The sequence below is a fragment of the Nocardia sp. NPDC004068 genome (genome assembly GCF_042874315.1).
In the GTDB taxonomy this organism is placed as follows: Bacteria; Actinomycetota; Actinomycetes; order Mycobacteriales; family Mycobacteriaceae; genus Nocardia.
Window position 1 is genome coordinate 1 of record NZ_JBIAMW010000030.1, and the last position, 11,414, is coordinate 11,414.

The window sequence follows — 11,414 nt, forward strand, 5'->3', positions numbered from 1 at the left end:
GGGGCTAGCCTTGGATAAGTGGCCCCTTAGCGAGAGGGAGTGGTCACCGTGCCGAAACCGCAGGTCAAACGCACTAGCTACAGTGACGTGACGCTGGATATCTACGCGCGGGTGTCGCGGGTGGGGGATGAGCGGCAGCGGTCGCCGGAGGGTCAGGTCGAGGACTGTGAGAGTCGGGTGGCGGAGTTGGGGGCGCGGGTCGGGGAGGTGTTGGTCGACAACGGGCGTTCGGCGTGGAATCCCCGGGTGCGGCGTCGCTCGTGGGAGCGGTTGATGGAGCGGTTGGAGTCGGGAGCCACGGGCGGGGTGATCGTGTTTGATATGGCCCGTTTTTCTCGTCGGCCCATTGAGGGGGAGCGGCTGATTTTGGCCGCTGAACGTGGTCTGCTGGTACTCGACAGTGAGGGTGAGTACGACCTGACGACGGCGAACGGCCGCAAGACTTTTCGTGATCAGTTGAACGCGGCGGCGTACGAGTCGGACCGGTTGTCGACGCGTGTGAAGCGCGGTAAGAGAATAAAGGCTACGCGGGGGGAGACAAACCACGCGCACCGTCCGTTCGGGTACGAGCGCGATGGGGTTACGCGGCGGGAATCGGAAGCGGCCATTGTGCGGGAGATGGTGGAGCGTATTTTGGCGGGCGATTCCCTGAGGGGAATTGCGGTGGATTTGAATGCGCGTGGGGTGACGACCTCGGTAGGGGCTAAATGGACGGGCGATAAGGTGAAACTGGTCGCTACGAACCCGCGCCACGGCGGGTTCGTAGCGCATCTGGGGGAGATTGTGGGGAAGTTGCCGGTTGAACCGTTGATCGGGGAAGCCGATTGGGAGCGGCTGATGGGGAAATTCGCGGCTCAGGGTCGGGGCCGGCCGAGTTCAGCGGATTATGTGTGTTCGGGTTTGGTGTTCTGCGGTCATTGTGGGCGTCAATTGTCGGGACGGCCGCAACCGAATCGGGGTCCGTATCCGGATGGGTCGATGCGGCGGCGGTATATCTGCCAGAAGCGTATTACCGGCGGGGGCTGTAATAAGGTGTCGGTGGATATGCGGCACCTTGATACCGCTATCGGCGCGTTGGTGGTGACGTTGTTGTCGGACCCGCGTCATGCCGAGGCGGTGAACGCGGCGGCTATGGCGGCGGCGGAGAAGCGTCGGCCGATCGCTGAGGCGTTGGCCGAGGCGGAGGACGTGGCGACGGAATTGTCGGGCCGGTTGGGACGCGGGGAAATCAGTTTGGCCCGCTACGACGCGGCGGTTGCGCCGTTGGATCGGCGTATCGCGGAATTGCGGGCCAAACTGGACGCTTTGGACGCGGTGCGCGTGTCCGACGACATGGGGCGGCTGCGGGCGGAGTCGGTGGAGGTGTGGACGGCGCGGTGGGAGGCGGCCACGGTCGGGGAGAAGCGGGCGATGGTGAAGCGAGCGCTGCGCAGTGGGGACGTGGTGAAGCGGGTGAAGGTGATGCCCGCCACCACGCGCGGGCCACGGTTCGACCGTTCCCGCATCGTGGTGGAGGACATTCCCGTTGCCGTCTAGGGCGGCTGTCAGGCGGCTTGGGGCCGCGTGTGGGGGCCGCTACCGGTGTCATCACCGGTAGCGGCTCGGCGTTGGTCGATGCGCGCGACGATGGCGGCGATGGCGTCGATCTGGTCTCGGTCCAGCGGAGCCCAGGTGCGGATGACCCGCCGCCAGTAGTCGATCCAATCGGGGTCGAAGGTCAACTGTTCGGGTTCGGCGTGGTGAGTGGCGGGGTGCGGGCGGTGCAGCGGGATCACGTCGGCAGGCTCGGGGCGGTCGCTGGCGGGGTGGGCGTCGGCGGGCACGTGGATGTCCTTTCGGGGCTGTCAGGCAGCGAGCGGGACGGCTGGCGGGGCGGGAAGGTCGATGAGGCGGCGGTACGCGAGCCGACCATCGAGGGGCCACCAGATCTTGCCCGCCGCGCCGTGGTCGGTGATGTCGGTTGTGGTGGCGGTGGCGACGGTCAGGCCCGCCGTGGTGTCGGGGTGGGCGGTGAGGCGGGTGTGGAAATTGTCGCGGCGGTGGGTTCCGGTGAAGACGAACAGAATCGGGATATTGCGACCCGCGTGGGCGAGTTCCCGGTAGCCATCGAGTTTCGCGGCGACATCGGCGAGCCTTTCGGTTCCGTTGTCGAACTCGAGGAAGAATTCGATTCGCCTTCCCTTTTCTTCCCATTCGCCGTAGCCGTCGGGATGGACGATCCGGGCGTTGGATTCCGTCGCTGTGCGCTCGTTCCACCATTCCCGGAGTGCGCATCCATGGTTTTTCTTGGCGTACGCGGCCAGTTGGGAAAAGAAGTCGTTCACCCCCAATAAATGCTCAAGTTTTTGCGAGCGGGATATTCGGAGCATTTTTTCGTGTGTTTTGGCGGCGGTGGGGAGGGTGGGGTGTGCGTTGTCGGCGGCGGTGATCATGGCTCCGAGCGGGCCGAGGGTGTAGCGCCAGGACACCGACCCGGGGCCGGGGCAGTGTCGGAAGCGCGCGAGCACGCCGCGCGCGGTGAGCTTGGCAAGCCTTTTCCGCGCCACGTTCTCACTCGGGTACAACAGGTTTGCTATGTGGGTCGTGGTGAGGACGTGGTGGTCGGCCAGCAGGGACAGCAACGTCATGTCACGGGCGGTGAGTTGGCGTTGCGCTGCGACCGCACTGGCCGGACTGTAGCTGGTAGGGGTGGCTGGAGAAGCCACTCGCGGTTTCGGTGTCACCACGGCTGGTCCCCCTCCACCTGGGCGGAACGGTGTGCCGGGGTGTCGCGGCGGGTGTCCCACTCTGGGGGTGACACCGAGCGGGACAGCGGCTGGGACACCGAGTGGGATACCCGTTGGCCCGCGCTGGTGTGCCGTTGTTGCGCGGCGGTCCAGTCGGCTCGGCGGCGCAGGTCGGCCCGTTGCCGGTGGGATAATCCCGCCGATTCCCGTGCGGCTGCCCGCAGCATCTCCGCGCGCCCTGGAACGGCGGGCGGTAATGGCAGGGTCGCGATACTGAATGGTTCGACGTGTTCCCCTTCATGGATTATACGCACGGAGGCGGTGAAACCGTCGCGGTTGCGTAGGTCGATGTCGTCGAATATCGGTTCGAAATGCGGCGCGAGTTTCCGGGCGTCGTCCGGAGACACAGCGAAGACGATTTTGTTGCGGGCGTTCGCCTCGACCGCGCCTCGGATGTCCGGCGGTAGCTGGGCGAGGTTTTGATGGGCGAGAACGAACGACACACGGTAACCGCGTGCTTCGGCCAGCGCTTGATCGATACCGATCGGCAGATGGAGGAAGTTATGGCATTCGTCCACAATGATGGTTGCATCGGCGCGTTTTTCCGGTGGGATTTCCGCCCGCAGGGTGGTGGCCTGCCACAGGCCGGACAGCAGCAGCGACCCCACCAACCGCGCGCCGCCCTCTCCGATCTCACCTTTGGGTAATCGGGCGATCAGGATCGCGCCACCGAGTATTTCCGACAGGTCGAACGTGGCGGTGGGTGCGGCGAACAGATCGCGGGCGAACGGGTGGGAGAGCACTTCGCGCAGTCGGGACAGGACCGGGCCGTATACCTGTTGACGCTGGGCGCGCGAGGATCGGGCGTAGTCGTCCCAGAACCCCTCGAACCCGACCGGCGGGCCGTACCGGTCGATCATCGGACGGTGGTAGCCGGGATCGGTGAGGATCGGCACCACGTCGGCAAGGGTGGAACCGGGCCGACGCGCCAGCGTGAGACACGCGGCAGTGAACAGTTCATCCATGCGCGGCCCCCACCACTGCGCGTACACCTTCCGGAAGGTCTCGATCACCATCCGCGCCGCCCGCTCGCGCCCGGCGCCGCCTGCGACCGAGGCGAGCACGTTCCACGCCGCAGGCGCGACCCGTTCGGTGGGGTCCAGCACGACCAGCCGCCCGGCGGCCTGTTCCGGCAGACGGGCAAGCACGTTGTCGGCAAGGTCGCCCTGGCAGTCGATCAGCACCACCCCGCGCCCGGCGTCGGCCTCCGCGAGGGCCAAGTTCGCCAACCAGGTCGATTTACCGGAGCCGGTGACACCGGGGACATGGATGTGATGGCGCGCGCCGGACACCGACACCCCGATCATATGGCCGGATGGGTCGATCCCCAACGGCTTGGGGTTCGCCCGGCCCGGCCAGTCGAGCGCCGCGACCCGCAATCGCCGATTGGTGACCGAATCAACGGGATTGGATTCAGACATGACGAAACTCCTTTCTGCTCAACGCTTTTCGTACCAAGGTCGGGGCATGACCAGCGACCCTGTAGGGCGGGGCAGGCCGGGGCGCGCGGCCCGGGTGCGCGAACGGGTCACCGGCAGCCCGTAGCGGGCGGCGTCGGCGGGCAGATGCCACAACGCGGCCACTTCCGCGACCGTCGCGACGAACGCCCGGCCCGGCCGCCGCGCCGACACCCGGTAGGCGGCAGCACGGGCGCGATGAGTGACCAATCCGCCGCTGTCGTCGCTGTCGGCTATCGCGTCGAATCCGCCAGCAATCGACGCGGCCACCGCCCGACCGCGCGGCAAGGGGCCATCACTGGCGACACCGACACGCAGGGTCGCCGTAACATGCAGTCCCGCAGCCTGTTTCGCGGCAAGAGCACGCTGCCGAGCCGCCGCGTACGGCGACACAGACACAGCCGCGCCGGACCCGGAACGGGCAGGGGCGGCGGTGGTGCGGGGTCCGTAGACCGCGAACCTCACCAGGGCCAGCAGTTCCGACAGAACCGCGACGACCGCCTTCCCCGCGAACCGTGCCACGGTCGCGCGGTGATAGGTCCCCAAGACCAACTGCACGAACCCGACCTCCCCCGACGCCCGCGCCGACAACCGTTCCAGCACACCCCCGAATGGATCACCGCCGAGCGGGGGGCGTCCGGCCGACCGAGGTTGAATCCACGGAGCCCAAACCCCCTGGCGGGCAGTCACTTCCACCGCAGTGACCCGCCGCCCCCGAACCAGCGGCGGAGCGGTCACACAGGTGACCACCGCACCGGGCCACGCACTCGTGATCGCCGCCGCGATCTGGGCACGATCCACCCTCGGCGGCACCCACACCCCCAGCCGCGCCCCCTCGGCACTCGCCACCACCTCCAACACCACATGCCGGGCACCGACACCCACCCGCCGAGTCCGATGCAGAGCCCCGACCACCCCCCGGACGAACACGCCCGCGGAATCGCCCGCGGCCACGGACACCGGAGTCTGCACACTCAGCCACACCGCCCGCGCCGCCTCCGCCGACCGAACACCCCGCGCCCACCACACCACGCATCCACCAAGTGCCCCCACCGCCACCGACACCACCGCCAGCAACGGCCAATACGCCCCCACCCACCCGAGCACCAACCGGCCCGGAAAACCCGACCAGTGGGCCATGAGAAGTTTCGCGATCACGCCGAACTCCTTCGAAGAGTCACCGGAAAAGGGAAGGGGGTGTGCGGGGCGGCGCATATACGCGCCGCCCCGCACACCCCATCAGCAGGCGGTCATGCCGCCCGACCGGAACCGAGATCGGTCACCGTCACCGGTTCGCCGCCGTAGGACGCCAACTCGACCTCGCTGTACCGGTGCCCCTCGCATACCGCGAGGGTTCGCGCGCCCTCCAGGCCGGACAGCACCGCGATTGCGGGCCGCTGGCAGTGCCGTAGCCGCCCGAACACATCGACACCGAATCGGTGCCCCGGATCGGAGCACCACCAGCCGGAGGAGGCCGCGCGCCCCTCCATCAGGTCGCCGTGGTCGGGACATCCCGACCACGGAACCTCACAGCCACCCGGCACGGGGACCAAGTCCTCGGACCGCAGCCGCGACCACAATCGCAACCGCAACTCCTCCCGGCACTCGGGAACCAGCAGTTCGGCCACCTCGGTCGGCACGGAACCGCCCTGGTAGTCGACCAACTCGCGCAACCGAGACTCCGCGAGATCCAGCCACGGCGCATTCAGGTCCGCAGCACCACCGAACCACCGATCGTCGCGCCGGAATACGAAACCAGACATGGACATGAGCAACACCTTTCGTCGGCCCGGACCCCACTGGTCCGCGCATATAGCTACTCCCGAAAAAAGGCGCGTTTTGGACCCGCCATAAGTCTGAGAAAATCCTTAGAAACTTGATCAGGCCAGGTGAGCCTGCTTGGTCTGCTTGCCCCCCTTGACGGGAAGCGTGAAAGGAGATCACGCATTCGGTTAGCGGGCAGGCAAGGTTTGCCCGCGCACGCAAACGGCCCCCGAAGGATGTTTTCCCTCGAGGGCCGGGTGGTTGATCTGTAGGTGAGCGGCTACCGCCTGATACTCGCTCCTCCTACTCGCTCGGTCCACTCCGCCGTGCGCGGTGCCCGCGTTCGACGCACCGACGGCCTAGAAATAATCTTTCAGCATCTCGACCGACCAAGGCGCTTGCCGGACCTCTCCGCGCGGGCCGAACTCCGCAAACCATGGCTTGATATCCAACACCGGCGTACCGTCCACGGCGTCCAATTCCGCGACGTGCAGATCGAGTCCATCGATGCGTAACAGTTTGGTGCGCGATACGCCGAGCCAGTTGACACGCCGCATATTCCTGTGACCGAAGATTCCGACTTTCGGCCATTCTGGATTGTCTCGGGCGCTACGTGCGCCGAAATGCAGATCGCTTTGATCGGTCAGATGAAACCGGAAAACTATTTCCAGGTGGCTGAATTCATCCAAACCCTGCACTGACTCTTCGGTAAAGCGACTGTCATCGATCCGGATTATGGCCTCGGTCCCGCCCCAGTGATCATCCGTGGGCTCGACGCGACCGCCGACCACATGTGCAATCGGCGTCACTTCAAATGTTTCATCCGCCATTAATACTCCCTCAATTTATTTTCTCCGTTCGCGGGTGAGATACTGCTCGGCCCTTTCATCGATGTCGCCCACGCCTACGACCTGTTGACGGATATATGGTGCCACAGTTGCGCGTATGTCGCGGGCAACGTTGCGAGTCCGTCCCGACTGCACTCCGTCCATGGCGTCTAGCGCTGATTTCCATGTGTCACAGGCTTGTTCGAGTTGACCAGCGCGCGCCTGTACTGTTCCAAGATAGCCCAGTGTGACAGCGTGTGTCCGGGCAAAAGATGTGACTTTGCGTTTGCGTACACTGAGTTCGAATTGGTTGGCGGCTCCGATGAGATTTCCCGCATCACGCAACGCACACGCGGTCTCATGCGCAAGACTCGCTTCGGAGAAGAAAAAGACACGCGCGGGCTCATCATCGGACGCAGAGGCCGCCGCCAAATCCCGTTCGGCGACGAGAAGGGCCTTTGCAGATTCGGCGGTACGACCGGCCGCGCTCAACGCCTTGCCATGCACAACCTTCAAAAGCGCTCGCTCACGCGGGCACGCGGATTCATATCGGTTCCCGGTCACCGAAGCTTCAGCGAACTTCAACCCATCGGAATAATGTCCGAGGTCAACGGCTTGATGTGCCATTGCCCGCAATATGTGTCCAATCAGCGGCTCGTCTTCCGCCTCGCCCGCGAGCTTAGTGGCCACGTTGAAATAGCGCTGAGCCGCGGAATGCTCATCATTATCGAATGCCATCCACCCGGCCAGATAGGCCAACTCGCTTGCCGCCGAGAACATGTCTCGCCGCACTGCCTCGCTGACATATGTCCCGTTCAGATAGCTGACTACTTCAGTTGTCAGGTATTGAACAACAGCCGTCCGACCATGGCCACCGCCGAGTCGTTGATCGATTTGGGAAAACAAGGCCATCACATCTCGCACAGCGGCCACGTCGGATTTCCCGACGTGACGAGCGCCCAACTTCGTTGTCGGCCGGGCGGACGCCGACGTGAGCGCCCCAGGCAACAACACGGATGCACTGAGCGCCGATGAGTACCCGACCCGTAGAAATGACCGTCGTTCCACATCAGCCTTTCCGACATTGAGCAAGGTAGCTACCGGGTCTTGGATGCCCCCGAAATGCTCCTCGTACCACGTTATGACATCGGTCGGCGGTGTACGCCGCCCGGTCTCGTAGTAGGCAAGCACGGACTTGCCGTAGTGGATCTGGGCGGCGACCGCAGCCAGGGACACGCCAGCGGCCTCACGGGCCGCCCGGAGCTGCGCACCGACAAGTTCGGCGTGACTGTCCATGCCTCCGAATCTAGCCGGTTTGTGGACGTGGTGTGGACATGAATCCCTAACGCTGCGAAGCGATCCGATGGTTGCCTGGATTGCAAGCCGCAAGCGGCCGGGCACAGGCGTTGCCCGACCACGGGGACAAGGACCGCCAGACGTAGATCCTCCCGACTCCAAACCGCGCGGCTCCTTTGGCGCTACTGGGTAGGAGGCCGAAACATGTTGCATCGCACGCGGATCACGAACATGGTCGTTGGTTGGCGGGTGCACGGACACGATGTGCAGATCGTTTTTCTTCGTGACCTGAACGACCGCCGCACCCCTGGTTACCGGATGCGTGCGGACGGCACTCACGTCCCGATGCCCGCAGGCACCGACACCGGTTATGTGACCTTCGACGAGCGCACACCACCGGACCTGGCGCAGGTCCGCGAATGGTTCCCCCAGCATCACGCCCTGTGGAACGAGGTGAAGGCGGACTACTGGCAAATCGTCAATCCTGCCAACGGATATCGCACCCAGGATCTGCCATTCCCGCCTCGCATCCCGCCCCATACTCCGGCCGAGAAACGGAAGTAGCCCTGATTCAAATGCACTGGTCACAGATTCTGGAACTCCTACCGCCGATGGAACTCACACACCTCGAAGGCACGGAAACCGAATGCACATGGACGTTCTACGCGGGCGCGCTTCGGATCGGCGCGCTTTTTATCGACGGCGTAGAGGTGGAAATCGAGAAGTATGCGCCGATCGACCAGGTGTCTCAGCTGCCCGCAGATCTGAGAGAAAAAGTGCTCGCTGAACATTACATGACATCGAATACTGAACAACCGAATAGGTGGGCATGAAAAAGACCGATTACCGTGACGCCGCAATAAAGATCATGTCGGACGGAGGTTCTCACACTCCTGACACAATAGCGACAGCAATCGGAATGATGAGACCCAGCGCCGTAGCCATGCTGAATTTTTTCGTAAGAGAATCCTTGGCATTGAAGGACGGACAGAACTATCGCTTGACTGACCTCGGAATGACAGTGGCCGAGCAGTGGAGACATAGCGGGAAACACTAATCTGAGTGGAAGGACGCCTCGCATGAGCGCGCTTCATTGGCACCACGCTTGCATGGAGCCGCCCGCAGACAATTCGGGCGGAAAATTCAGATTCAACCCGGAACCCAAGACGCTAATCGAGGCGAAGTCCGAACTTTTGCCCCTTATTCTGATTATTTCCGCTGGCCCGGTCGCCTCCTTGCCCGATCTTCATTACGAAAGTGCTGCACTCGCTACACGATGGCTGTGCGGTGAGGATAAGGCTATGACTGTTGCGGGCTACTTCTTTGCGGTCCTCGAATGTGACGGAAACTGTGAGGTCACATATGCGGCATTTCAGCGCATGGTTCAAGACTTTTGGCGGGAAGCGGGACGTTCGACCGAAATCATTAACGCAGAAACGCGTAGAAACTGAATACGGGGGTTGGTAGTGCCATGTCCATTTTCAGATGCCCTGTCCATGTCGCCAAGGACACCACATTGCGCGTCAAGATCCACGACGCTTGTGGTCTTACCTGTACTTTCTGCCACAACGAAGGAACACCCGTCGCGTCCGACAACCGGCAACGACCGCCGGGAGCGTTTCTCACGGCGGGACCCAGCGGGCGCGCGTCGATCTACGCCGCCACGAACGGCGCGACGTTCCTACCCGCGTCAGTGCCCGACAATGACGAATTCGCCGACGCGCTGCGACGACTTGCCGATGCCTTGGAGTTGACCGAGCTACACCTCACCGGCGGTGAACCCACCTTGCACCCCGCCGTGGCCCGATTGACCGCGATCGGCGTCTACGCCGGGTTCCGAGTCGCCATGACCTCCAACGGCGAACGCGGCGAACGGGTGATACCCGACTGCGCTACGGCCGGACTGGAGCGGGTGAACTTCTCGATATTCGGCACCACGGCCGCCGAACTCGCCGAAGTTCAACACGCCCGCTACCGCAATCCCGTTGTCGCGCAACGCAAAATCGACGCGCTGAAACGATCGATCACCGCGTGCGAAACTCACGGCGTTCACGCCAGCGCCAACATCGTCGTACCCGACGACAGCCACGCCGCCCGCGTTCATCGCCTCTTGGACGAATACTCACCGCACCTCACCGTACGACTGCTCAACTCGCTCGAGCGGGGAGCGGTCTCCATCGACGCCATCGAACGCATCCTCACCGAACGCGGGGCGGTCGCCGAGGCGCACTACCTGACCGCAGGCGTATCCGGCGCGCGTACCGCCTACCGCCTGCCCGACCACCGCCGCGTGTACGTCAAACAGATTCGCCCGGTGCGGCTCCCGACCACGTGCGCGGGATGCCGCTTCAACAACGGCACCGACTGCGAGGAGGGCTTCTACGGCGTACGCCTCTACTACGACCGGACCGGCACATTTCAGGTCGGGGTGTGCATCCAGCGCATGGACCTCTGCCTACCGCTGCACGATTTCCTAGCCAGTCCGCTACCTCGTGAGGTTCTTACCCTGCGTGACAGGGAGTTTCAGCGATTGGCCGCGCGGCAGGCAGGATAACGTCACCTCGACACGTCTAGCGACTAGGAGGGCCACCCGTGGCCATCGAGCACGAAGCCAAGATCCTCGGCATCGATCCCGACGCCATCGAGCGCCGCATCCAGGAAAAAGGCGGGCACAAACTCGGCGAACGCTTCATGCGCCGTTACGTCTACGACATCACTCCCGGTGACGAATCCAAGTGGATCAGGTTGCGCGACAACGGAACTGGCATCACGCTCGCGGTGAAGGAGATCACCAGCGACGCCATCGACGGCACCCGCGAAGTCGAGGTGAGCGTAGACGACTTCGCCGCCACCAACGCCTTGCTCGAAATACTCGGCTTCAAAGCCAAGTCCTACCAGGAAAACAAGCGGGTCAGCTTCACACTCGGCGGCGCGCAACTCGAACTCGACACCTGGCCGCGCATCCCGCCCTACCTCGAGATCGAAGCCGCCACCAAGGCCGACGTCATCCGCACCGCCGAACTTCTCGGATACACCGAATCCGACCTCACCGGCGAGAACACCATCAAGATCTACGCACACCACGGCATCGACCTCAACACGATCCCCGAACTCCGTTTCTGAAAAGCCAGCTACCCACTCAACCGCGACAACGCCCGAATAGCAGAACCCCACGATGGCGCTCCCGCCTAACGCGGAACATCGTGGGGTTCCGTCTGCCCGACCCCCGTTGTCCCGTTTCCGCTGGTCAGCTAGTATGCACTAAATACATGCTGATCGGGGTG

13 protein-coding genes are annotated in these 11,414 nt (G+C 63.9%); 6 read left to right on the forward strand and 7 right to left on the reverse strand.

The genetic code is table 11. The features are described 5' to 3' along the window. Positions 1 to 39: 39 nt before the first annotated feature. The gene (locus ACFYTQ_RS37445; protein WP_387371173.1) at positions 40 to 1,536 is read left to right on the forward strand and encodes a recombinase family protein; all 1,497 of its coding nucleotides are present in this window, start codon (positions 40 to 42) and stop codon (positions 1,534 to 1,536) included. A gap of 8 nt (positions 1,537 to 1,544) precedes the next feature. Here the strand turns inward: ACFYTQ_RS37445 and ACFYTQ_RS37450 are convergent, their stop codons facing one another. The 7 genes from ACFYTQ_RS37450 to ACFYTQ_RS37480 form a co-directional block, all read right to left on the reverse strand. Then, positions 1,545 to 1,823 carry a hypothetical protein gene (locus ACFYTQ_RS37450; protein WP_387371175.1) on the reverse strand — a complete coding sequence of 93 codons (279 nt, stop codon included), beginning with the start codon at positions 1,821 to 1,823 and terminating at the stop codon, positions 1,545 to 1,547. A gap of 21 nt (positions 1,824 to 1,844) precedes the next feature. Continuing rightward, positions 1,845 to 2,726 (reverse strand): replication-relaxation family protein, encoded by an 882-nt coding sequence (locus ACFYTQ_RS37455; RefSeq protein WP_387371177.1) that lies wholly within the window; start codon positions 2,724 to 2,726, stop codon positions 1,845 to 1,847. Then, positions 2,720 to 4,165 (reverse strand): type IV secretory system conjugative DNA transfer family protein, encoded by a 1,446-nt coding sequence (locus tag ACFYTQ_RS37460; RefSeq protein WP_387371179.1) that lies wholly within the window; start codon positions 4,163 to 4,165, stop codon positions 2,720 to 2,722. The genes ACFYTQ_RS37455 and ACFYTQ_RS37460 overlap by 7 nt, the downstream gene beginning before the upstream one ends. 60 nt (positions 4,166 to 4,225) lie before the next feature. Further along, the gene (locus ACFYTQ_RS37465) at positions 4,226 to 5,401 is read right to left on the reverse strand and encodes a hypothetical protein (RefSeq protein ID WP_387371181.1); all 1,176 of its coding nucleotides are present in this window, start codon (positions 5,399 to 5,401) and stop codon (positions 4,226 to 4,228) included. Positions 5,402 to 5,493: 92 nt separating this feature from the next. After that, positions 5,494 to 6,012: a hypothetical protein gene (locus ACFYTQ_RS37470; protein WP_387371183.1), complete on the reverse strand. Its 519-nt coding sequence runs from the start codon at positions 6,010 to 6,012 to the stop codon at positions 5,494 to 5,496. A 354-nt stretch (positions 6,013 to 6,366) separates the two neighbouring features. Continuing rightward, positions 6,367 to 6,837: an SAM-dependent methyltransferase gene (locus tag ACFYTQ_RS37475; protein ID WP_387371184.1), complete on the reverse strand. Its 471-nt coding sequence runs from the start codon at positions 6,835 to 6,837 to the stop codon at positions 6,367 to 6,369. A gap of 15 nt (positions 6,838 to 6,852) precedes the next feature. Next, the gene (locus ACFYTQ_RS37480; RefSeq protein WP_387371186.1) at positions 6,853 to 8,130 is read right to left on the reverse strand and encodes a helix-turn-helix domain-containing protein; all 1,278 of its coding nucleotides are present in this window, start codon (positions 8,128 to 8,130) and stop codon (positions 6,853 to 6,855) included. Between the two features lie 204 nt (positions 8,131 to 8,334). Between ACFYTQ_RS37480 and ACFYTQ_RS37485 the strand changes: the two genes are divergently transcribed. From ACFYTQ_RS37485 to ACFYTQ_RS37505, 5 genes are all read left to right on the forward strand, one after another. Continuing rightward, complete coding sequence (locus ACFYTQ_RS37485) at positions 8,335 to 8,694, forward strand: hypothetical protein (protein ID WP_387371188.1); 360 nt, start codon at positions 8,335 to 8,337, stop codon at positions 8,692 to 8,694. 47 nt (positions 8,695 to 8,741) lie between these two features. Then, on the forward strand, positions 8,742 to 8,963 hold the full coding sequence (locus ACFYTQ_RS37490) for a hypothetical protein (protein WP_387371190.1): 222 nt from the start codon (positions 8,742 to 8,744) through the stop codon (positions 8,961 to 8,963). Between the two features lie 246 nt (positions 8,964 to 9,209). Further along, positions 9,210 to 9,581 (forward strand): hypothetical protein, encoded by a 372-nt coding sequence (locus tag ACFYTQ_RS37495; protein WP_387371192.1) that lies wholly within the window; start codon positions 9,210 to 9,212, stop codon positions 9,579 to 9,581. Positions 9,582 to 9,646: 65 nt separating this feature from the next. Further along, on the forward strand, positions 9,647 to 10,684 hold the full coding sequence (locus ACFYTQ_RS37500) for a radical SAM protein (RefSeq protein WP_387371194.1): 1,038 nt from the start codon (positions 9,647 to 9,649) through the stop codon (positions 10,682 to 10,684). Positions 10,685 to 10,722: 38 nt separating this feature from the next. Continuing rightward, the gene (locus ACFYTQ_RS37505; RefSeq protein WP_387371196.1) at positions 10,723 to 11,253 is read left to right on the forward strand and encodes a class IV adenylate cyclase; all 531 of its coding nucleotides are present in this window, start codon (positions 10,723 to 10,725) and stop codon (positions 11,251 to 11,253) included. The last annotated feature ends 161 nt before the right edge of the window (positions 11,254 to 11,414 follow it).

Coding starts and splice junctions, on each gene's coding strand:
- ACFYTQ_RS37470 (WP_387371183.1), bottom strand. CDS start 6,012: ATGTCCATGTCTGGTTTCGTATTCCGGCGCGACGATCGGTGGTTCGGT.
- ACFYTQ_RS37475 (WP_387371184.1), bottom strand. CDS start 6,837: ATGGCGGATGAAACATTTGAAGTGACGCCGATTGCACATGTGGTCGGC.
- ACFYTQ_RS37480 (WP_387371186.1), bottom strand. CDS start 8,130: ATGGACAGTCACGCCGAACTTGTCGGTGCGCAGCTCCGGGCGGCCCGT.
- ACFYTQ_RS37485 (WP_387371188.1), top strand. CDS start 8,335: ATGTTGCATCGCACGCGGATCACGAACATGGTCGTTGGTTGGCGGGTG.
- ACFYTQ_RS37490 (WP_387371190.1), top strand. CDS start 8,742: ATGGAACTCACACACCTCGAAGGCACGGAAACCGAATGCACATGGACG.
- ACFYTQ_RS37495 (WP_387371192.1), top strand. CDS start 9,210: ATGAGCGCGCTTCATTGGCACCACGCTTGCATGGAGCCGCCCGCAGAC.